This is a genomic window from Bartonella sp. HY406 (assembly GCF_025449315.1).
Lineage (GTDB): Bacteria > Pseudomonadota > Alphaproteobacteria > Rhizobiales > Rhizobiaceae > HY038.
In genome coordinates, this window is sequence record NZ_CP104893.1 from 1,003,825 (window position 1) to 1,025,094 (window position 21,270).

A 21,270-nucleotide genomic window follows, 5' to 3' on the forward strand; every position below is an offset into this window, starting at 1 on the left:
TTATCGGCCAAATTTTAAAATATGCCCTGCAATTTTAACTTGGCAATTGACTATTTTCCTATGAGCGAAAACCGCCTCAATAAAATATCGACAACTATTTATAATAGTTGCTGCATTATATCGGGCTTTAAATATCATGATTCTTGCAGCAACTTTATGAATTGAGGATTTTGAAAATGACAGATATTAATAAAATAATTGCAGCCTATAGTGAGCAATTAAAAAATCCGCAAATTAAAGCCGCATATCAATATCTAATAAAGTTTATGATGCGCCTTAAAGGACTTTTTATAAGGGCCGAAGGTGAAAATTTTACGTTTGGTAATGTGTCACCTGGCTATATGGACTATAGCTATTTTCCGTTTTACAACGCCTTGCTAAAGCAGCATGGCTTGCGCTTTGGCATTGTGCTCAATCATCAAAATATGGCCTTTGAGCTATGGCTGATGGGGCAAAATATGATGATACAAAAAAAGTTTTGGCCCATTTTTAAAAACAGCCCATGGATGCAAAATTATAGCACGATGCCACGCTATAGCGCTTTGGAAGTCCAGCTTTTGAATCAGCCTGATTTCAACCATGAAAATGAGTTGATGGAGAATATTTTACAAAATGCTTCGCAGTATATAGGTGAGATTCTGGTTTTCATTGAATCTAATACCCAAACGTAAAAAGCCCTTACCTCTTATAGGAGGTAAGGGCTTTTATATGCAGCAATCAAATCTTAAAATTTAAGCGGTTTCACGCAAGATTTCACCATTAGGTTCACGCAAAACATAACCGCGCCCCCAAACAGTTTCAATATAATTTTGGCCACCAGAAACAGCATCAAGTTTTTTGCGCAACTTACAAATGAAAACGTCAATAATTTTCAATTCTGGCTCATCCATACCACCATAAAGATGGTTTAAGAACATTTCCTTGGTAAGGGTAGTGCCTTTACGCAAAGACAAAAGCTCAAGCATTTGATATTCTTTACCGGTTAAGTGAACGGGAAGACCAGAAATTTCAACTGTTTTTGCATCAAGGTTAACAATAAGGTCGCCTGTTGCAATCACGGATTGTGCGTGGCCTTTAGAACGGCGTACGATTGCATGAATGCGTGCAATAAGCTCATCTTTATGGAAAGGTTTGGTCATATAATCATCTGCACCAAAGCCAAGACCACGAACCTTATCTTCAATGCCGCCCATGCCAGAAAGGATAAGAATTGGTGTCTTAACTTTTGATAAGCGCAATGTGCGCAATACTTCATAACCCGACATATCTGGCAAATTCAAATCAAGCAAAATAATATCGTAATCATATAATTTGCCGAGATCAACGCCCTCTTCGCCCAGATCGGTAGTATAGATATTGAAGCTTTCTGACTTCAACATTAACTCGATGCTATGGGCTGTTGCATTGTCATCTTCAATCAACAATACGCGCATAATAATTTCCCTTTTCCGCAACCACGAATCGGCCGCCTCGAACAAAACATTGGGTCAATTTTTAAAATGACCCCTCAATTGAAAAAATTAACCATAAAATACAAGCAACTATTGCCCTTATTTTATCTACTTTTGGCAGCACGCGGAACTGTCGTTGCCTTGTTTGTTAATTTGCCGAAAAATGGTTAACAAATTGTTATCCAGTAATGCAAGTCCTTAAAAAAATTATCTGCGATTAACTTTCCTTAAAAAAACATAAATAAAAAAAATCATATATTTCAATTAATTAAAGTGACAACTAATAAATGACTCATAAAATGACATTTACTAAGTAATTAATATCTTTATTAAAAAACAATGAATTATAGTAAATACTATTTTGATAATAAAATTTTGCATTGGCCCTTTAAATATCGATTATATCGCAATTCTAAATGGGGTTTCACTAATGACATGTTAGCCCGTTCACTCATCAAGAACACCCCTCCAATATAATTTCACAGCATTGCCACATTTTTGTTGGTTGTTTACCTCCCTTTAAGTCTCGCCTTTTATATTCATCTCAATCAAATATTTTGCAAAAAATTTGCTGTAAGGCTTAGCTTTTTATTTGAGCATTTTTATTTTGAGGGTATTTCACATGATGAAGTTTCATAGGCTTCTTCATGATAGAGGGAGTTTATGTATGAAGCCGCGTGAAACGATTGTTAGGCTAAAACTATTCCAAGTGCGTGAAAAGCGTCGACAAATCACCCAACTTGAAACCATGGCATTTGAGTTTCAACGCATGGCTAATGAGCTTGAAACGCAAATCGCCAATGAAGAACGCAAAGCGGGCATAACCGACCATAACCATTTTGCCTATCCAACTTTTGCGGCAGCAGCGCGGCAAAGGCGTGAAAACCTATTAAACTCGGCTAATGATTTGAACATACAAAAAGCCGCAGCTCTTATTGCTTTGCAAGAAGCAGAGGCGGAACTTGCTAAGGCGCAAGCGATTGAGGTGCGCGATGGTAGTTCTATTCTTGAAGAGACAATTAGCTTTGTTCAACGCCGTTCGATGATTGGTTAATATTCTACCATCATAAGTTCTATAATTAAAATTCCATTGATTGCAAATTATTTGCGGATTGCTATTCGCAAATAATTTCTTGGTAAAATCATGCGGTTAATGCTGATAAACTTGAAGTTTTAAAAGTAAATAAAATTAAGATAGATAAAGCTAGGGGAACAAGGCGCAATGTGTCATTTTCCTGTCATATAACTTGCCTATGCAGCTGCAAGTGAGCATTTATCAGAGTAAAAATAACATTTTCACTAAAGATAGATATGCAATGAAGTTTTATCGCTTCAATTTAATTGAATGATCAAAACTATGCCTTAGCTTTTTGCTTTGCAATTGACCAATAGGTGATTAATGAGATTTGCTGAAACTTTTTCACTCTTACCATTTCTTGACACCGCTGTCTGCCTGTTAACAGCTTTTGTTCTTGGTACATTAATTGGTGCAGAGCGCCAGTATAGGCAAAGAACTGCAGGTTTACGTACCAATGTGCTTGTTGCAGTAGGGGCAGCCGCTTTTGTTGATCTTGGCCATCGTTTGGCAGGCAATGCTGAAGCCGTAAGGGTCATTTCCTATGTTGTTTCAGGTATCGGCTTTTTGGGTGCTGGTGTCATCATGAAAGAAGGCATGAATGTGCGCGGGTTAAATACCGCTGCAACTCTTTGGTGTTCGGCGGCTGTTGGTTGTTGTGCTGGCGGCGATATGGTTGCAGAAGCAACATTGCTGACTTTTTTTGTAATATTCGGCAATACAGTATTAAGGCGGCTTGTTAATCTTATCAATCGTATTCCACTAAACGAGGAAACAGGCGAAGCAACCTATGAAATTCGCTTAACGGTTAATCGCGATGCAGCACCAGAGCTGCGTGAAAAAATGGTAGACCTGTTGGAAAAGGCACAATATCCAGTAAGTGACGTTGAAATTTATGATCTATCTGGCGATAGGGTAGAGCTGATTGCAACTCTGGTAAGCACCGCCATTGATAAGGATGAAATTGAAGCGGTGGTTAACTTGCTTGAAAAAGAACGCAATGTTCACCATGCCAATTGGGAAAGCAGTACCCGCGAATAAAGACCAAGAACTGCATTAGAGCGTTTTTTTGAAAAGTGTGAAACGGTTTTCGGAAAACGCGGTGTAAACAATGGATTAGAGCGCCGAGCTGATCCAATCAGATCGAAATGCGCTCCAAGCCAACAACGCCAGTAGAAATGAAAAAAAGCGCAATACCAATATTGATATTGCGCTTTTTAAATATAGATTGGTTTAAAATAAATATATTAAGTAAGAGACTTAACGGCTTCTTCTAAAAGCACAAACATTTTTTCACGCAATTCATCTTCGCTGACAGCAACATTTGCGGCTTTAAAATCTGCCATAACTTTTTCAACAACATCATTATCGCCTGGCTCTTTCAAATCAGAAATAACAACTTCTTTAGCATAAGCATCGGCATCTGCGCCGGCTTTACCAAGCTTTTCAGCTGCCCATAAGCCAAGCTGACGATTGCGGCGTGCTTCAGCTTTGAATCGCAAATCAGCATCATGAAAAAATTTATTCTCTAACGCTTCACCGCGTTCACTCATACCACTCATTGCACCCTCCGAATTCATGGCAACAAAGAAACTTCTTTAACTACTTGCCGTATAAAAGCGTAACAATCAAGGCGCAATTGTTAAAAACTGTTGTCAATGTTGTTTTTTCTACAATCTAGGGCTGCGCATGATTGAGATTCTTTGCGATTTGCTATAGTGAGCTTAAATAGTTTATTTCAATATAGTGAAGAGAGTTGCCATGAACCGTCGTCGTCGCATTTATGAAGGTAAGGCCAAAATTCTTTATGAAGGGCCAGAACCAGGTACGCTCATCCAGTTTTTCAAAGATGATGCAACAGCATTTAATGCTAAAAAGCATGAAGTGATTGATGGTAAAGGCGTTCTTAATAATCGTATTTCTGAACGTATATTTACACTGCTAGAAGAAATAGGTATTCCTACCCATTTCATCAAAAGTATTAATATGCGTGAACAGCTCATTCATGCGGTTGAAATAATTCCCCTTGAAGTTGTTGTTCGCAATATTGCCGCGGGTTCTATTTCTAAGCGTTTAGGCATTGAGGAAGGCACACCATTACCAAGCCCAATTATTGAGTTTTATTTCAAAAAAGATGAACTTGATGATCCAATGGTTTCAGCAGAACATATTTTTGCTCTTGGCTGGGCAAGCCCTTCTGAGCTTGAAGAAATTATGGCGATTGCAAGCCGTATCAATGATTTCCTTAGCGGACTTTTCATTGGCATAGGCATTCGTCTTGTTGATTTTAAAATGGAGTTTGGTCGCCTTTGGGAAGGCGATATGATGCGCATTGTCCTTGCTGACGAAATTTCCCCTGATTCTTCGCGTCTTTGGGATGTTAATACCAATGATAAACTGGATAAGGATCGTTTCCGCCGCGACATGGGTGGCCTCGTTGAGGCTTATCAAGAAGTTGCTCGTCGTCTTGGCATCATTAACGAAAATGAAGCACCGCGCCCTAAAGGTCCGGTATTGGTGAAATAGCTCACCTGCACTTACTGACATGAATTTATAGGCTTTTATTTTCACTTAAATGAGCCATTTATTTGCCTTTATATGGCATTTGTTGCACCTTTAGTGAAAATATAGCCTATAAATGCTATTCTTATAATTCCATTGGTTATTAAATCTCTTATGCGCGTCAACAAGCCATAAATCAGCCAAGTAGAAAGATTACAAGTTATGAAAGCCCGTGTCACCGTTACCCTTAAAAACGCTGTTCTTGACCCACAGGGAAAAGCCATTGTTGGTGCCTTGGAAGCACTTGATTTTAGTGGTGTTAATTCTGTTCGCCAAGGCAAAGTCTTTGATATTGAACTTGCAACCAATGACAAAGCCGTTGCCCAAAGCGAATTGCAAGCCATGTGCGAAAAACTATTAGCCAATACTGTTATTGAAAATTTCACCATCGAGATTTTATAATTTCAAAGCAAATTGCCTATAATGCAAGCTGCTTAGACCGCCAGTTTATTATATTATAGGCAATTTTAAGATCATAATTTGTGCTGCACTTTAGCTTAAAATCCGCTTATACCAGAAAAGTGCTCTTGGTTATCTTCAAGGATTTGCAAATGAAAACGGCTGTTATCCAGTTACCAGGCTTAAATCGCGATCGTGATATGATCACCGCTTTGAGCGATATTTCAGGCACCAAACCAATCACTGTTTGGCAAACAGAAACAACCATTCCTGATGTTGATTTAATCGTTATTCCGGGCGGTTTTTCTTATGGTGACTATTTGCGCTGTGGTGCAATTGCTGCACGTATGCCGGTTATGCAAGCAATTAAGGAAAAAGCCGCTAAAGGCGTTAAAGTTCTCGGCGTATGCAATGGTTTTCAAATTCTGCTTGAGGCGGGTCTTTTACCGGGTGCTTTAATGCGCAATACATCGCTAAAATTTGTTTGTCGCGAAGTAAAGCTTGAAATCGCCAATGCAAATACAGCTTTTACAACCGGCTACCAACAAGGGCAAATTATTCGCTGTCCCGTTGCCCATCATGACGGCAATTACTTTACCGATAGTGAAAGCCTAAAGCAGCTTGAAGATAATGGTCAGGTAGTTTTACGCTATGCACAAAACACTAATCCTAATGGTTCACTCAACGATATTGCTGGGATCATCAATAAGCAAGGTAATGTGCTTGGTATGATGCCGCATCCTGAAAATCTTATTGAAAAGGCCCATGGCGGCGATGATGGACGCGCCTTTTTTGCTGGCGCTTTAGGTATTGCAGCATGAAATTCATAAAGGAAACCATAGTACTTGGAGTGTGTTTGCTAGGTGTTTCAGCCTGTTATAGGGTTACTCTACCTGTTGAGCCACCGGTTTTTAACAGCCAACATGCAGCTTTACCAACCATGGAGCACATTGCTTTAACCGCTAATCGCTGCTGGTTTAAATCAGGGGATAATGCATTCAAGGCCTATCGCCTTGCACCTGAATTGCAATCCTATAGTGGCAAGCCTCGTATTTTGCTTGTTGCATATAACAGACCAACTGATCGGCCACTTTTGGTGGTGGAAGCCATGGGCAGCCCTGCACAAGTTGCGCATTATGGTCCGCTAATGGACAGTAGTTTAAGCAGCAGAATAACAGATAATATCAAACGCTGGACTGCTGGCGACAATAAATGTTGAACGAATAAAACGAATGTTGAACGAATAAAATCAACCAAGCCTTATAAAAATAAAATGGGTTTGGTTGAAATAGATCAAGAGCCAACAGATTATATGAAATACCCTTTAAAGGGTAAAATATAGCAAGCTGTTGTAAGGACAAACATTAATAGATAGTTTGATTGGCTAGACCAACAATTATTTATTATCACTTAGGGAATACGGAGCCCAAACCTGATGAGCCTTGGCAATGATGTTGCAATAACCCCTGAACTTATCGCAGCGCATGGATTGCAGCCTAATGAATATGCCCGTATTATCGAGCTTATCGGCCGTGAACCAAGCTTTACTGAACTTGGCATTTTTTCCGCTATGTGGAATGAGCATTGCTCTTATAAATCATCAAAAAAATGGCTACGTACCCTGCCTATTGATGGTGATTGCGTCATCCAAGGGCCGGGTGAAAATGCTGGCGTTGTCGACATTGGCGAGGGCGATTGTGTGGTTTTCAAAATGGAAAGCCATAATCACCCATCTTATATTGAGCCATATCAGGGCGCAGCAACCGGCGTTGGTGGTATTTTACGTGATGTTTTCACCATGGGTGCGCGTCCAGTAGCTGCCATGAATGCGCTGCGTTTTGGTGAGCCAAGCCATCCGCGCACCAAACACCTTGTTTCTGGTGTTGTTTCAGGTGTTGGTGGCTATGGTAATGCCTTTGGGGTTCCAACCGTTGGCGGTGAAGTTAATTTTGATAAAAGATATAATGGCAATATTTTGGTCAATGCTTTTGCAGCAGGTATTGCCAAAACCAATGCGATTTTTTATTCTAAGGCTGAAGGTGTTGGGCTTCCCGTTGTATATCTTGGCGCCAAAACTGGCCGTGATGGTGTTGGTGGCGCAACTATGGCATCTGCCGAATTTGATGATTCGATTGAAGAAAAACGTCCCACAGTACAAGTTGGCGATCCATTTACTGAAAAATGCTTGCTTGAAGCCTGCCTTGAATTAATGGCAACCGGCGCAGTGATTGCTATTCAAGATATGGGAGCGGCGGGTCTTACCTGCTCAGCCGTTGAGATGGGCGCTAAGGGTGATCTTGGTATTGAGCTTAATCTTGATCTTGTGCCAGCCCGCGAAGCAAATATGACCGCTTATGAAATGATGCTATCAGAAAGCCAGGAGCGTATGCTCATGGTGTTGCTGCCAGAAAAAGAAGCTGAAGCTGAAGCAATTTTTAAAAAATGGGGTCTTGATTTTGCAATTTGTGGTAAAACCACGGATGATCTGCGTTTCCGCGTCCTTCATCAAGGTGTTGAAGTTGCCAATTTGCCAATTAAAGAGCTTGGTGATGAAGCGCCAGAATATGATCGTCCTTGGGTGGAACCAAAGCTTCCAGCTGCACTAAATGATAACGAAATTGCTGACCAAGGCGATTTCGGCAGTGATCTTTTAAAATTGTTAGGCTCACCTGATTTATCGTCACGGCGCTGGGTTTATGAACAATATGACACCTTAATCCAAGGCAATAGCCTTGTTTGCCCTGGCGGCGATGCCGGCGTCATTCGTGTTGACAGCAATGATAAACGCGCACTTGCATTTTCATCTGATGTTACCCCACGCTATTGTGAAGCCTCCCCATATGAAGGGGGCAAGCAAGCCGTTGCTGAATGCTGGCGCAATATTACTGCAACAGGAGCAACGCCCCTTGCTTCAACCGATAATTTGAATTTTGGCAATCCTGAAAAGGCTGAAATTATGGGGCAGTTGGTTTTTGCCATTAAAGGCATTGGTGAAGCTTGTAAGGCACTTAATTTCCCAATCGTTTCGGGTAATGTGTCGCTTTATAATGAAACCAATGGTGAAGCTATTTTGCCAACACCGACCATGGCGGGCGTCGGCATTATTGCTGACTGGGCGCATATGGCCACTATTGGCGGCATGCAAGAGGGTGATATATTATTGCTCATTGGCGGTGATGGTCGCCATCTTGGCCAATCGATTTATTTGCGCGATATTTTAGGGCGCACGGAAGGCTTACCGCCTAAGGTTGATCTTTCTGTAGAAAAGCGAAATGGCGATTTTGTTCGCTCGCTTATAGAAAAAAGCTTGGTCACAGCATGTCATGATATATCCGATGGCGGCTTGGCAATTAGCCTTGCTGAAATGTGCATCAAATCTGAAAAAGGTGCAAAGGTAACGCTGGGCAATGGCACGCGGGTTAGTGAGTTATTTGGTGAGGATCAAGCGCGCTACGTAATAGCAATTAACCCTGAAAATCTTGATGATATTACCAACCGCGCTTATTTAAACGGCATTGAACTGCGCCAACTTGGCCAAGTTGAAGGATCGATGCTTGATATTGCTAATTGCTTCAGCCTGTCGGTTGAACAATTAAACAATTGCTTTGAAGGTTGGTTCCCTGACTTTATGGGACAAGAATAAGTCATTGCTGAAGCCTCAATTGAATTAGATATTCATTTGGGGCTTTATTTTTAAGATAGCTTTTTAAAACAAGCAGTGTTGTTGGTACTGCCATAGTGATTTGACATTTAACTAACAGCCATTATATTATTGTAACAATTCAAAATAGGAGAATTTCTCATGGCAATGGACGCGCATGCGATTGAAAAGCTCATTCGCGAGGGCATACCTGATGCCAAAGTAACTATTCGCGATCTTGCTGGCGATGGTGAACATTATGCTGCTGAAGTTATTGCGGAAAGCTTTCGCGGCAAAAGCCGTGTTGCGCAGCATAAAATGGTATATGATGCATTGCAAGGCAATATGGGCGGTGTATTGCATGCCCTTGCATTGCAAACCAGTGTGCCAGAATAATTTGCGTTATTATTAAGTTAAATCGCATATTTTTTAAAGATGACTATGGTTAAGTAAAAGAAACTTACCATATAAAAAGTTAAATATTAAATCACGCAAGGTTGCTTTTTAATGGTAAAGCACTTGAAATAATGCAGCTATTAGCCCCAAAGCTGCGCAGGAAGGATTATAGAATGACCGGCATGAATGATTTCATTGATAATGAAGTTAAGAGCAATGATATTGTACTTTTCATGAAAGGTACGCCCGGCTTTCCACAATGTGGTTTTTCAGGCCAAGTCGTTCAAATTCTCGATTATCTTGGTGTTGCCTATAAGGGCGTAAATATTCTCACATCTGACGAATTGCGCCAAGGCATTAAGGAATATTCCAATTGGCCAACAATTCCTCAGCTTTATGTTAAGGGTGAATTTGTTGGCGGTGCTGACATTGTGCGTGAAATGTTCCAACAGGGTGAACTTAAAACATTGTTGGAAGATAAAGGCATTAGCGTACAAAACGCTTAAATTTTTTATATTGAAAAAAGGGGAACCATTCGTTGAGATTGGTTCCCCTTTTTTATTATTTATATATTATGGAATTAGAACTTAACTAGCCATATGCGTTAAGATCTATGAGTACCTCTCACGGCCGTGTCTTTTTTTGGGGCGGCTATTGGGTTGAATAAAGCACTCTATGATAGTTCATTTTGATATTCTGGATGCAGACCAAAAAAATAGCATTGTTATTATTGGTGTCATATCCATCAAAGTTCTAGGCTCGCTTAAAGGTGTAGGTTAGGCATAACTCAAACAAGGTTTGGTTGAAAATATAGGATTTCATTAAGCTGTTGTTTGTTTTCCTGCCGCGTTTTCACTTTATTGGTTCTACCACCCTAAGACTACTATTTTAAAAATTTGGGCTTTAAGCATGAAAAACCTTGACCGGGTTGCATAGCTTCATGCATAAAAAGCGTACGCAAGGGCGAAAACTGTCGCAAAAGCTCAAGACCACCACTGCGCACCATTTGCACAGGTAGAAAATCTGATAATAAAGCACGGTTAAGCAAGTGCACAAAGCCAGTACGCGCCCAAATGTCGGGCTTGCGGTGACGGTTATAATCGCTGATTGCATCGTCCGAGCCGGGATCTTCGAGGTTTTTTGCTGCGGCATTTGTCAAATCAACAACATCGCGAATTCCAAGGTTTAAACCTTGTGCGCCAATAGGCGGGAATACGTGCGCAGCCTCACCAACAAGGATTGTTCTATTACGGGCAAAATATTTAGGCACTGCGCCGCCCATCGGCCATGCTTGCACGGGTGTTTCAATGGTTACTTTACCAAGCATTGAGCCCATTTTTTCTTCAATTTCTTTGGCTAAAGCCTCTGGCCCAAGGCCTAATAGTCTATTAGCTTTTTTGGGCTTTTGCACCCAAACGAGGCTCGATTTATTGCCAGGTAATGGCACTTGCGTAAACGGCCCTTCACTGGTGTGAAATTCGGTTGAGGTGTTTAGGTGTGGTAATGGGTGTGAAAAGCTTAAAATGACGGCAGTTTGTGGATAGGCCCATTGCCGTGTTTCAATGCTGGCAGCTTCTCTTGCTGCTGAGTTTCTTCCATCTGCTGCAACTAGCAATTGGGTGGTAATCACATCACCATTATCAAGGGTAACCTGCACTCCATTATCTAAATGTTCATAGTGGGTGACATGGTTTGGTAATTGTTTTATTTTTTCGCACTGCTCCACCGCAGTTTTTAAAGCAGCATTCAGTGAAATATTAGGAATGTTAAAGCCAAAAGCTTGCTCGTTTATTTCACTTGCACGAAATGTAACACAGGGCGAGCGAATAAGCCGCTTGGTGCCATCAATGATCCGCATGGTAGCAAGTGGGGCAGCTTTGCTTGCCAAATCTTGCCAAATGCCAATTTCATCAAGCTGTTTGATGGCTGGCATCATAAGTGCGGTGGTGCGCATGTCATTTTGGTCGGTGCTTGGACCAATGAGTAAAATATTATCAAAATGTCCCGCCAATTTAAGTGCCGCAAACATTCCAGCAGGTCCCGCGCCAACAATGGCGATTTTGCTTTTGGTGTTGGGAGAAATATCGGCATCTTGCATGACAGCATCCTTTTCATTTCATTATTTTGGCAATCTATCATTTATTTTTTGCAATAAAAAGCAAAGATTGACGGAGCTTTTGTTCAATAGGCATATTTTATATAGATATTTTGTGCCACATTTATCATAAACACCTATATTAGCGCGCTAATGCCGTAATCACTCCATTTGAGACTATTTTGATTTGATTGTGTCATAAAACCTTAGTTTTGCACTTGATAAGCTGTTATACAAGGTGGTGCCTTTGATTAAAAAATGAATATTGGTTGCTTTATTACAATTCTTTGTTGTAGCTCTTTCACTTTAATACTATTAAAAGTGCAAGATCCGCTTTTGCGGATGGATTAAACAGGGATGATGCTCGCGTGAAAAATAGTTTTTCTGAAAAGATAAAAGATGGCAAAGAACGCCTATTGGCAAAAAAGGTAACTATGCCACAGGCGCGAGCCTTTTCGGTACATCTTTTAACTGCATCGGGATCATTTTTAGCTTTCTTATCGCTTGTTGCAGCGTCTGAAAAACAGTGGACAGCCATGTTTTGCTGGTTGGGGCTTGCTTTATTTGTTGATGGGATTGATGGCCCGATAGCAAGAAAACTTGACGTAAAATATGTTTTGCCGACTTGGTCTGGCGAATTATTGGATAATATTATTGATTACGTCACTTATGTGCTTATTCCTGCCTTTGCGCTTTATCAACGCGGCTTCATGGGCGAGGGGCTATCATTTTTATCAGGCGCGATCATTGTGATTAGCAGTGCAATCTATTACGCCGATACTGCAATGAAGACGAAAGAAAATTTCTTCAAAGGCTTTCCTGTTGTGTGGAATATGGTGGTTTTCACGCTTTTTGTGCTGTCGCCCGGTGAGTGGGTGGCTTTTGGTGTTGTTGTGTTTGCAGCGGTTTTATCCTTTGTGCCGATATATTTTCTCCACCCAGTTCGGGTTGTGCGGCTGCGACCGTTAAATTTAAGCGTCTTTTTAGCGTGGTGTGGCTTTGGTGTTGTTGCATTGTTTTATAACCTTGAAGCGCCTTATTGGACAAAGTTAGGTCTGATGATTACCAGTATTTATATTTTTGGTATTGGTTTTATTTTGCAGCTTTTTCCAAAATTTGGACTTAGGTCAAAATCATAAGCATTTTGCGCAGGATGAAGTTTTAGAGCGTTTTTTGAAAAGTGTGAAGCGGTTTTCGGACAAAAAACGCGAAGTAAACAATGCATTAGAGCGCCGATCTGATCCAATCAGATCGAAATGGGCTCTAAAATAATGGCAGCCATATAGAATATTATTGACTTTGAATTGTACCTATTTTGTAAAATATCAATAAAACTGATTTGTTACATTGCGTGATCAACTATATGATTCATTTAGGTGATTTTAAAAAATACTCGTATTCGTGGGTTAATTTTGGCAATTTATTCAACTTTTTTAAATTATATGATAACATTTTAGCTTAAGGCTCCAAAGGGATAAATATTAACTATAATTTAATGGAAAAATAGAGTTTTGTAGCTGATTTGTCTTAAAAATCAATTGCTTATATTAGGGATTTAAAGGTATTAGTCAAAGCATTGTTGATAAGCGTGAAAGCGTGCTTGCTACCACTAATCGCAATATGTTACCAAATTGTAACATTATTTGATTTAAACAATTTGTGTCTATGCGGCTAGTTTCTGGTTGGTCGTCAACAAAACCTCATCGCTAGGGTTTGCGATTTGGTTGCGGTTTCATTACAGAGCGGACGAAACATGAAGCAAAAATTACGAAAATTATCTCAAAGCTCCGCATCAACAGCGGTTAAGCTTACAGGGTTTGTTGTGTTGGTAGCTGGTTTGACAGCTTGTAATTCTACAGGTCCGCTATTTCCAAGCGAGAAAGAATTAGTACGTACAACACCCGTTAAAGATGTAGAATATGGTGCACCGCTACCTGGTGTAAAAATTTTTCAAAATGCCGAAGCCCAAATAGCTCGCAAAGCAGGGCGCGTTTTTGTTGGAAAGCCTTATAAGGTTAATGGTCAATGGTTTTACCCTAAGGCTGAAATTGGTTATAGCAAAGTAGGGCGCGCTTCTTGGTATGGCGCAGGATTCCACGGCCGTAAAACGGCAAATGGCGAAATCTTTGATATGAACCATTTGACTGCCGCGCATCCTACTATGCCTTTGCCAAGCTATGCAAGGGTTACCAATTTAAAAAATGGTGCATCTGTCATTGTACGGGTTAATGATCGTGGGCCCTTTGCTCATAATCGCTTAATTGATCTTTCTAAAAAAGCCGCTGAGACTTTGCATTTTGCAAATCGTGGTGTTGCTGATGTTAAGGTTGATTATATTGGCCCAGCACCTGCGCAACCCCGTAAAGACGGTTATTTATTGGCTTCCTATCGTGGGCCAAATCAAAACGCAAACTCTGCTGCTGCCTTTGTTGCAATTGAGGATAATCACAAGAATAACGAAGCTGAAAAAGCCGTTAAGGCTGTGGTAAAAGACAGTTTTGATTTGTCAGAAGCAAAGCCTGCTCTTAATTTAGCGCCGCGTTTAACTTCTGCCTATGTTGAAGAATATATTGCATCAGGACGCAACAGTGATATTTTTGCGCAAATTTTGCGTGATGAAGGTGCATATTCACACGCTAAACAAGAATTGATTACTTTGGGCAATTTTGCCAATAAAAACGATGTTAATGAAATTGCTCAAAAGCTCAAATCTTTTGGTGATGTTAAGTTTGTTGAAGATAAAGACCAAAATGGCAATGTAATTTACTCTGCTAATCTCATGGTTAAAAACAATCTTGATGAAGCACTTGATGCTGCATGGTCAGCCGGTGCGAATGATGCGTTTATTGTGAGAGATCATTAGGTTTTTGTAATACCAAACTTTGTTTTATGTTAAGTAATTACTAAAATTATTTAAGGCTGCGCGTCAAAGGACGCGCAGCCTTTATTATTGTATGAATTTAAAAAATATTAATAATGCCTCGTTAAGAATGGTGAAATATCGACTTTTAGATAAAATTATAAGGAATGATTGGGACTATTGGGGTATGAAATTAATAAGCAAAAATTTTACCAATCATTTTTATCAGCGATTTTTCATCGCCATTTCGCTATTTTTGGTTTGCTTTTGGCTTATTTTTTTAAGCATGCCAGCTTTTTCAGCTATAGCGGACAAAGATTTTGAAACAAGTGCGGCGCAGGCATTATTGGTAGATAAAGAAACTGGAAGTGTTTTATTTGAAAAACAAGCCAATAGTCGCATAGCGCCTGCTTCACTTGCCAAATTGATGAGTGCAGAAGTTATTTTACATGCACTTAAGCATAATAAATTTTCATTAGATGATGAATATATCATTTCCGAAGATACGTGGCGGCGCGGCGGTGCACCATCACGTACAACCACAATGTTTGCGGCGGTAAAAAGCAAGGTAAGTGTTAATAATTTGTTGCAGGGCTTAATTGTCCTACAAGCCAATGACGCGGCCCTTGCATTGGCTGAAGGTGCATTTGGTAGTGAAGAAGCTTTTGTTAATAAAATGAATGAGAGAGCGGCGGAAATTGGTCTAAAAAATAGCCATTTTGTCAATGCAACTGGCCTACCGCAAGACGGGCAATATACCACACTTAAAGATTTGGCCTTGCTTGCTGCTTATTTAGAAAAAGAATATCCTGATCAGATAACGCTTTATAGCCAACCAGCATTTGAGTGGAACAAAATATTTCAGCGTAACCGCAATCCGTTAGTGGCGGCCAATATTGGCGTTATTGGTATGGCTAATGGCTTTACGCAGGGGCAGGGCTATTCGATTTTCTTATCAGTTGAAAAAAATGACCGTAAGTTATTTCTTGCACTTGCTGGTGTGCCCAAAGAAAAAGAGCGCAATGAAGAGGCAATCCGCATTATCACTTGGGCAATGAATGAATTTGTAAGTCGTCTCGTTTTTGATAAGGGAGAAAACATCGGGCAAGCCAAACTATTTGGCGGCGACAATACCACTATTGGCCTAAAGGTTAATGAAGTCGTTGCTGTCTTGATACCAAAAACCAAGATAAAACAAGTAGAGGCTAAAATTACCTATGAAGGGCCAATTACGGCACCGGTGGAAGCCAATAAACGAGTTGGTTTGGTTAAAATTTTGCTTAATGGCGATAGTATTCTTGAACGGCCAGTATTTACGGGCGAAACTGCGACAGAGGCAAGCATAACCCAAAAGGCAAAAAATTCCCTTTATGAGCTTTCCATTGGTTGGATTAGGGCTTATTGGAATTAATCGGTTCTTACGCTTTTATATTTAAAGTTTAATCCATCATAAGTCTTTAAGGAAATGAAGGAATAGTATTTTGCAGCAAGGTTTTTTTATTTCTTTTGAAGGTGGCGAAGGTGCAGGTAAATCAACGCAAATAAAACGCCTAGCAAAAGCACTTGAACAAAAGGGCTATGATTTGGTCATTACCCGTGAGCCGGGTGGCACAGCAGGGGCAGAGGCGGTGCGCTATGTATTGCTAAGCGGTTACGGTGAAAAATATGGTGCTTCACTTGAAGCAGCCTTGTTTGCCGCTGCAAGAGCTGACCATATTGATGTTTTGATCGAGCCGGCATTAAAATCTGGTAAAATTGTGCTATGTGACCGCTTTATTGATTCAACCCGTGTTTATCAGGGCACAGCTTCACCGCAACTTGCCACAACGGTTGATGCACTTGAACAGGCCGCAATAAAGAACATACGGCCAAATATTACTTTTATCCTTGATTTGCCGGCAGAAGTGGGCTTAGCACGAGCAAATTCGCGCCGTAGTGCAGATAGTGCGGTTGATCGGTTTGAAAAAGATGATGTTTTAATTCATGAAAATCGGCGTCAGGCATTTCTTGATATTGCACAAAAAGAGCCAGATCGCTGCGTGATTATTGATGCAGAGGGCGATATAGACCAAATTGCAAATGAAATTTTGTCTTGTGTAGAACAAAAATTACATCAAACACAATGATTAAAATAGGCTTTTTGCTTCATAAAAGTATAAAGCTATTATAGTGAGCGTTGAAGGCATTTTCGCCGCATGACATTTGAGGTTAAGATGAACGACATTGTTAGTATTCCACAATATGATGATATTGATGGAATCATCAGTCCTGCACAAAATGCTTTCTTTGTCGGTCATGAGGCGCAACGTGCGTTTCTTGCGCAAATGCTGGACGAAAACCGCTTGCATCACGCGCTATTAATGGAAGGCGCAAGGGGCATTGGTAAGGCAAGTCTTGCCTATCGCCTTGGTTATATTTTATTGGCAAAAAACATTGCTGCCAATAGTATAATGGCGCAAGATCTTCGTGATATTATTAATGATGACGCTGCAATAAATTTTGAAAATAAAAATATTTGGCGCAAAATTGCCCAGGGTGCTCACCCTAATCTTTTGCATATATCACGGGCGTTTGACCCTAAAACACAAAAGTTTCGTGGGGCAATCACTATTGATGATATTCGTAAGATTACCCATTTTTTACAGCAAACCTCATCTAATAATGATTGGCGCATCGTCATTATCGACTCTGCGGATGATATGAATAGAAATGGCGCTAATGCGCTGTTAAAAACCTTGGAGGAACCACCAAAGCGCACTATTTTTATGCTTATTTCCCATAATGCTGGGCGACTTTTGCCCACCATTCGTTCGCGTTGTCAGGCAATAATGTTTAAGCCATTGGATCATAATGATTTACAAAAGGCATTAGGTCATGCTGCAGGTTTTGATAATGGATCTGCACAAATGCAAGATAATGACGAATTAATTGCCAATTCTGAAGGAAGCGTTCGTAAGGCGGCTTTAATGCTAGCTTATGGCGGGCTTGATATTATCCATGCGGTTGAAGATATTTTAAACAATAAGGCATTTTCAGTTGATGGTGCTTTTAAGCTTGCCAGCGTGTTATCAGCCAAAGATGCCGAAGTGCAATTTTCGTTTTTTATTGATTATGTGCTTGATCGTGTGGCGCAATTGTCGCGTGATAAAGCCATTGGTGGCGATCTAGCAACGGGTGAAAAACTATCACAATTCTGGATTGAGATTGAGCAGCAAATACGTGATGCCACCGCCTATAATCTCGATAAAAGGCAATCTATCCTTGTTCTCTTGCAAAAACTACATCAAAATTTGAACGACTGTTTGGGTTAATCATAGAATTATATTATCTTTTTAGGTGACAAAGGCAAAATCTAGCATTATGTCTTTAAAGAAAAGGCGATAATGTTTCTAATCTTGTCTCGTCAGATAATCATGATAAAAATCGTCTCTGACCTTAGTTGAAAAAATATTCAATATTGATTGAAAATATTACGCCAAGGGTTGCAAAACATTAGGAAGACAACAGCAATAAGGCTTGGTCGCCCAATTTTTGTAACCATTTTTTAATATTGTAACCATTCGGGCCGCTATTTGAGCGTGCGCCGTAAGAGATAATGAAGACTGAAGTTAAATGCGTGAAAAATATTATATAACGACACCAATCTATTATCCTAATGGCGAGCCACATATTGGCCATGCATATAATGCTATTGCCACCGATAGTATGGCGCGGTTTCAGCGCCTTGACGGCAAGGATGTTTTTTTTCTGTCAGGTACGGATGAGCATGGTCTAAAAATGCAGCAGACAGCGGAAAAGTTAGGCATTACTCCGCAGGAATTGGCCGATAAAAATTCAGCCGTTTTCCAAGAAATGCTAGCATCATTGAATATTTCTAATGATGATTTTATCCGTACCACCCAAAAACGCCATTATGACGCTTGTCAGACCTTATGGAAAATTTTGGAAGATAATGGTGATATTTATCTTGATACCTATGCTGGTTGGTACTCGGTTCGTCAAGAAGCCTATTATGATGAAAAAGATACGATTGTTGGTGAAGATGGTATTCGCCGCGAAACTGAAGTTGGTTCACCGGTTGAATGGAACGAGGAAGAAAGCTATTTCTTCCGCTTGTCAAAATATCAAGACAAATTGCTAGATTATTATGAAAAGCACCCTGAATTTGTTGGGCCAAATGAGCGGCGCAATGAGATTATGAGCTTTGTGCGCTCTGGTTTACGTGATTTATCAGTTTCGCGGACCAATTTTTCTTGGGGTGTTCCAGTACCGGGTAATTCTAAACATATCATGTATGTTTGGCTTGATGCGCTTACCAATTATTTAACCGCAACAGGCTATCCAGATCCAAATGCGCCGCGTGCTGGGTTTTGGCCAGCCAATGCACACATTATCGGCAAGGATATTGTTCGCTTCCATGCTATTTATTGGCCAGCTTTTTTAATGTCTGCTGGTATTGAATTGCCTAAGCGGGTTTTTGCCCATGGCTTTTTGCTCATGCGCGGTGAAAAAATTTCAAAATCGGTTGGTAATGTCATTGATCCTTTTGCAATTACTGCGCAATATGGCGTTGATTCCATTCGTTATTTCCTCTTGCGTGAGGTATCCTTTGGCCAAGATGGCGTTATTAACAATACCGCGATTATCAACCGCATTAATGCCGATCTTGCCAATGACCTTGGCAATCTTGCCCAGCGCTCTTTATCAATGATTGCTAAAAATTGCGATGGAAAAGTGCCAAATAAGGGTGAGTTATTAGCGCAAGATAGTGAGATTTTAGATAAGGCTAGCGAAGTGGTTAACACTGCTCGTGACGCAATGGCAAAGCAGGCGCCGCATTTGGCGTTAACAGCTATTTTTGCGGTCATTTCTGATGCTAATCGCTATTTTGCGGGTGAAGAGCCTTGGGCTTTGCGCAAAACGGATCCAGAACGTGCTGATACTGTCCTTTATGTAACCGCTGAAATATTGCGCCGTGTGGCAATTCCTTTGCAGGCCTTTATGCCCGCATCAATCGACAAATTGCTTGAACTTTTAAATATTGGCGAAGATCATCGTATGTTAAGCGATGTTGCAAGCCAGTGGATTGCGCCGGGAACTGCATTGCCAAGTCCAAGCGGTATTTTCCCACGTTATAAGCTTGAAGAGCTTGAGGGTTAAATTATGTTGATTGATAGCCATTGTCATCTCGATTTTGATGATTTTGCTCCCGAGCTTGATGAGGTAGTAGAACGCGCTCATCAAGCTGGTGTTAAGCGCATGGTGACAATTTCTACCCATGTGCACCAGTTTGATCGTATTATTCGCATTGCCGAAAAATATGAGCATGTTTTTTGCTCAGTAGGGACGCATCCCAATAGCGCCCATGAAGAACCCGATATTACCGCAGAAGACCTATTGGCATTAACCAGCCATGCAAAAGTGGTTGCGATTGGTGAAGCTGGTCTTGATTATCATTATGATTATGCAACACCGCAGCAACAAAGAACGAGCTTTCTTCATCATATTGATGCAGCGCGACGCAGTGAATTACCATTGGTCATTCATTCCCGTAATGCCGATGAAGATATGGAAGCGATTTTGCGTGAAGAAATGGCAAAGGGAAAATTCAAATTTATTTTGCATTGCTATTCTTCTGGTATGCAATTGGCAAAGGCAGGCATTGAGCTTGGCGGCTATTTATCTTTTTCAGGAATATTGACCTTTAAGGGCGCACCAGAAATTCGTGAGGTTGCAAAAATTGTGCCTTTGCAGCAATTATTGGTAGAGACCGATGCGCCTTACCTTGCACCAGTTCCTTATCGTGGCAAGCGCAATGAGCCTTCTTATGTGGTGAAAACGGCGGAAGTTTTGGCAGAGCTGCGCTCTCTTAGCTATGAAGAATTGGCTAAAATTACAACCGATAATGCATTTCGGCTTTTTTCAAAAATGCTGTGATTGGTTAAACAAAATAGGATGACTGAAATATCTGCAAAAGATAAATTGCGATTTACCATTTTAGGCTGCGGTTCCTCGCCAGGGGTGCCGCGACCTAACGGTGATTGGGGTTCTTGCGATCCCTTAGAGCCTAAAAACCTTCGCTATCGCACCTCGCTATTGGTTGAGCGTGTTAGCGCAAATGGCAAAACTAGCGTTGTAATTGATACAGGGGCTGATTTTCGCTCTCAAGCCATTGATGCTGGCATCACCAATCTTGATGGAGTAGTTTATACTCATCCCCATGCAGATCATATTCATGGCATTGATGATTTACGCACTTTTGGCATTGGACAAAATAAGCTAATTGATGTTTATAGCGATGCTGCTACGTTAAATCGCTTGCATGAAGCCTTTGGTTATTGTTTTAAAACCCCCACGGGGTCAAACTATCCACCCATATTACGCGCCCATCACATTGGTCCTTATGACGATTTTAAAATTAATGGGGCAGGGGGTGAATTAGAGTTTCAAACCCATTTGCAAACCCATGGCGATATTCACTCGCTTGGTTTCCGTATGGGGAATGTCGCTTATTGCACCGATGTGAGTGCCTTTCCAGAAGAAAGTTTAACTAAGCTATTTGATCTTGATGTGCTTATTATAGGTGCTTTGCAATATCAACCACATCCAAGCCATTTTTCACTTTCGCAAGCTTTGGATTGGATTGATTATTTGCGGCCAAAACGTGCCATATTAACCCATATGCATATTTATCTTGATTATCGCACTGTTTTGCACGAAACGCCAGATTATGTTGAGCCAGCTTATAATGGCTTGCAATTTGAGGTTGGTTGCTAAGTCCTACCTCTTAGC

21 protein-coding genes are annotated in these 21,270 nt (G+C 40.6%); 18 read left to right on the top strand and 3 right to left on the bottom strand.

Going from position 1 to position 21,270, the window contains the following annotated elements:
• The first annotated feature begins 176 nt into the window (after positions 1–176).
• A complete protein-coding gene (locus tag N6B01_RS04205; RefSeq protein ID WP_262080069.1) occupies positions 177–671 on the top strand; it encodes a DUF7000 family protein in 495 nt (164 codons plus the stop codon).
• Between the two features lie 60 nt (positions 672–731).
• Here N6B01_RS04205 and ctrA read toward each other — a convergent pair whose 3' ends face one another.
• On the bottom strand, positions 732–1,433 hold the full coding sequence (gene ctrA / locus N6B01_RS04210) for a response regulator transcription factor CtrA (RefSeq protein WP_182419068.1): 702 nt from the start codon (positions 1,431–1,433) through the stop codon (positions 732–734).
• A 685-nt stretch (positions 1,434–2,118) separates the two neighbouring features.
• On the opposite strand from ctrA, the gene N6B01_RS04215 reads away from it, so the two are divergent.
• Positions 2,119–2,505 (top strand): flagellar export protein FliJ, encoded by a 387-nt coding sequence (locus N6B01_RS04215; RefSeq protein WP_262080572.1) that lies wholly within the window; start codon positions 2,119–2,121, stop codon positions 2,503–2,505.
• A gap of 345 nt (positions 2,506–2,850) precedes the next feature.
• Complete coding sequence (locus N6B01_RS04220) at positions 2,851–3,567, top strand: MgtC/SapB family protein (RefSeq protein ID WP_262080071.1); 717 nt, start codon at positions 2,851–2,853, stop codon at positions 3,565–3,567.
• A 206-nt stretch (positions 3,568–3,773) separates the two neighbouring features.
• Here N6B01_RS04220 and N6B01_RS04225 read toward each other — a convergent pair whose 3' ends face one another.
• On the bottom strand, positions 3,774–4,088 hold the full coding sequence (locus N6B01_RS04225; RefSeq protein WP_182419071.1) for a DUF1476 domain-containing protein: 315 nt from the start codon (positions 4,086–4,088) through the stop codon (positions 3,774–3,776).
• Positions 4,089–4,287: 199 nt separating this feature from the next.
• Here N6B01_RS04225 and purC point away from each other — a divergent pair, with 199 nt between their 5' ends.
• The 7 genes from purC (at position 4,288) to grxD (ending at position 10,029) form a co-directional block, all read left to right on the top strand.
• On the top strand, positions 4,288–5,052 hold the full coding sequence (gene purC / locus N6B01_RS04230; protein ID WP_262080072.1) for a phosphoribosylaminoimidazolesuccinocarboxamide synthase: 765 nt from the start codon (positions 4,288–4,290) through the stop codon (positions 5,050–5,052).
• A 198-nt stretch (positions 5,053–5,250) separates the two neighbouring features.
• Positions 5,251–5,490, top strand: coding sequence for a phosphoribosylformylglycinamidine synthase subunit PurS (purS, locus tag N6B01_RS04235; RefSeq protein ID WP_182419073.1), 240 nt, complete (start codon positions 5,251–5,253; stop codon positions 5,488–5,490).
• Positions 5,491–5,639: 149 nt separating this feature from the next.
• Positions 5,640–6,308: a phosphoribosylformylglycinamidine synthase subunit PurQ gene (purQ, locus tag N6B01_RS04240; protein ID WP_182419074.1), complete on the top strand. Its 669-nt coding sequence runs from the start codon at positions 5,640–5,642 to the stop codon at positions 6,306–6,308.
• Positions 6,305–6,706 (top strand): hypothetical protein, encoded by a 402-nt coding sequence (locus tag N6B01_RS04245; protein ID WP_262080074.1) that lies wholly within the window; start codon positions 6,305–6,307, stop codon positions 6,704–6,706. Before purQ ends, N6B01_RS04245 begins: the two co-directional genes overlap by 4 nt.
• 216 nt (positions 6,707–6,922) lie before the next feature.
• The gene (purL, locus tag N6B01_RS04250) at positions 6,923–9,130 is read left to right on the top strand and encodes a phosphoribosylformylglycinamidine synthase subunit PurL (protein ID WP_262080075.1); all 2,208 of its coding nucleotides are present in this window, start codon (positions 6,923–6,925) and stop codon (positions 9,128–9,130) included.
• Between the two features lie 159 nt (positions 9,131–9,289).
• Complete coding sequence (locus N6B01_RS04255) at positions 9,290–9,523, top strand: BolA/IbaG family iron-sulfur metabolism protein (RefSeq protein ID WP_182419077.1); 234 nt, start codon at positions 9,290–9,292, stop codon at positions 9,521–9,523.
• Between the two features lie 173 nt (positions 9,524–9,696).
• Complete coding sequence (grxD, locus tag N6B01_RS04260) at positions 9,697–10,029, top strand: Grx4 family monothiol glutaredoxin (RefSeq protein WP_182419078.1); 333 nt, start codon at positions 9,697–9,699, stop codon at positions 10,027–10,029.
• 377 nt (positions 10,030–10,406) lie between these two features.
• Here grxD and N6B01_RS04265 read toward each other — a convergent pair whose 3' ends face one another.
• Entirely contained in the window at positions 10,407–11,621 is a 1,215-nt protein-coding gene (locus tag N6B01_RS04265; protein WP_262080077.1) for a UbiH/UbiF family hydroxylase, read from the bottom strand.
• 365 nt (positions 11,622–11,986) lie between these two features.
• Here N6B01_RS04265 and pcsA point away from each other — a divergent pair, with 365 nt between their 5' ends.
• From pcsA to N6B01_RS04305, 8 genes are all read left to right on the top strand, one after another.
• Positions 11,987–12,757: a phosphatidylcholine synthase gene (pcsA, locus tag N6B01_RS04270; RefSeq protein WP_315973322.1), complete on the top strand. Its 771-nt coding sequence runs from the start codon at positions 11,987–11,989 to the stop codon at positions 12,755–12,757.
• Between the two features lie 614 nt (positions 12,758–13,371).
• Positions 13,372–14,481, top strand: a complete 1,110-nt coding sequence (locus N6B01_RS04275) for a septal ring lytic transglycosylase RlpA family protein (RefSeq protein WP_262080078.1) — start codon at positions 13,372–13,374, stop codon at positions 14,479–14,481.
• A 184-nt stretch (positions 14,482–14,665) separates the two neighbouring features.
• Positions 14,666–15,889 (top strand): D-alanyl-D-alanine carboxypeptidase family protein, encoded by a 1,224-nt coding sequence (locus tag N6B01_RS04280; RefSeq protein WP_262080079.1) that lies wholly within the window; start codon positions 14,666–14,668, stop codon positions 15,887–15,889.
• A 70-nt stretch (positions 15,890–15,959) separates the two neighbouring features.
• Positions 15,960–16,604, top strand: a complete 645-nt coding sequence (gene tmk, locus N6B01_RS04285; protein WP_262080081.1) for a dTMP kinase — start codon at positions 15,960–15,962, stop codon at positions 16,602–16,604.
• Between the two features lie 69 nt (positions 16,605–16,673).
• A complete protein-coding gene (locus N6B01_RS04290; protein WP_262080083.1) occupies positions 16,674–17,789 on the top strand; it encodes a DNA polymerase III subunit delta' in 1,116 nt (371 codons plus the stop codon).
• A 301-nt stretch (positions 17,790–18,090) separates the two neighbouring features.
• On the top strand, positions 18,091–19,638 hold the full coding sequence (metG, locus tag N6B01_RS04295; protein ID WP_262080084.1) for a methionine--tRNA ligase: 1,548 nt from the start codon (positions 18,091–18,093) through the stop codon (positions 19,636–19,638).
• A gap of 3 nt (positions 19,639–19,641) precedes the next feature.
• Complete coding sequence (locus N6B01_RS04300) at positions 19,642–20,415, top strand: TatD family hydrolase (protein WP_262080085.1); 774 nt, start codon at positions 19,642–19,644, stop codon at positions 20,413–20,415.
• A gap of 18 nt (positions 20,416–20,433) precedes the next feature.
• Positions 20,434–21,255, top strand: a complete 822-nt coding sequence (locus N6B01_RS04305) for an MBL fold metallo-hydrolase (protein ID WP_262080087.1) — start codon at positions 20,434–20,436, stop codon at positions 21,253–21,255.
• Positions 21,256–21,270 lie beyond the last annotated feature (15 nt).

Bases quoted from the DNA above. Each gene is read 5' to 3' on its own strand.
- N6B01_RS04205 (WP_262080069.1), top strand. From the start codon at position 177: ATGACAGATATTAATAAAATAATTGCAGCCTATAGTGAGCAATTAAAA.
- ctrA (WP_182419068.1), bottom strand. From the start codon at position 1,433: ATGCGCGTATTGTTGATTGAAGATGACAATGCAACAGCCCATAGCATC.
- N6B01_RS04215 (WP_262080572.1), top strand. From the start codon at position 2,119: ATGAAGCCGCGTGAAACGATTGTTAGGCTAAAACTATTCCAAGTGCGT.
- N6B01_RS04220 (WP_262080071.1), top strand. From the start codon at position 2,851: ATGAGATTTGCTGAAACTTTTTCACTCTTACCATTTCTTGACACCGCT.
- N6B01_RS04225 (WP_182419071.1), bottom strand. From the start codon at position 4,088: ATGAGTGGTATGAGTGAACGCGGTGAAGCGTTAGAGAATAAATTTTTT.
- purC (WP_262080072.1), top strand. From the start codon at position 4,288: ATGAACCGTCGTCGTCGCATTTATGAAGGTAAGGCCAAAATTCTTTAT.
- purS (WP_182419073.1), top strand. From the start codon at position 5,251: ATGAAAGCCCGTGTCACCGTTACCCTTAAAAACGCTGTTCTTGACCCA.
- purQ (WP_182419074.1), top strand. From the start codon at position 5,640: ATGAAAACGGCTGTTATCCAGTTACCAGGCTTAAATCGCGATCGTGAT.
- N6B01_RS04245 (WP_262080074.1), top strand. From the start codon at position 6,305: ATGAAATTCATAAAGGAAACCATAGTACTTGGAGTGTGTTTGCTAGGT.
- purL (WP_262080075.1), top strand. From the start codon at position 6,923: ATGAGCCTTGGCAATGATGTTGCAATAACCCCTGAACTTATCGCAGCG.
- N6B01_RS04255 (WP_182419077.1), top strand. From the start codon at position 9,290: ATGGCAATGGACGCGCATGCGATTGAAAAGCTCATTCGCGAGGGCATA.
- grxD (WP_182419078.1), top strand. From the start codon at position 9,697: ATGACCGGCATGAATGATTTCATTGATAATGAAGTTAAGAGCAATGAT.
- N6B01_RS04265 (WP_262080077.1), bottom strand. From the start codon at position 11,621: ATGCAAGATGCCGATATTTCTCCCAACACCAAAAGCAAAATCGCCATT.
- N6B01_RS04275 (WP_262080078.1), top strand. From the start codon at position 13,372: ATGAAGCAAAAATTACGAAAATTATCTCAAAGCTCCGCATCAACAGCG.
- N6B01_RS04280 (WP_262080079.1), top strand. From the start codon at position 14,666: ATGAAATTAATAAGCAAAAATTTTACCAATCATTTTTATCAGCGATTT.
- N6B01_RS04290 (WP_262080083.1), top strand. From the start codon at position 16,674: ATGACATTTGAGGTTAAGATGAACGACATTGTTAGTATTCCACAATAT.
- metG (WP_262080084.1), top strand. From the start codon at position 18,091: ATGCGTGAAAAATATTATATAACGACACCAATCTATTATCCTAATGGC.
- N6B01_RS04300 (WP_262080085.1), top strand. From the start codon at position 19,642: ATGTTGATTGATAGCCATTGTCATCTCGATTTTGATGATTTTGCTCCC.
- N6B01_RS04305 (WP_262080087.1), top strand. From the start codon at position 20,434: ATGACTGAAATATCTGCAAAAGATAAATTGCGATTTACCATTTTAGGC.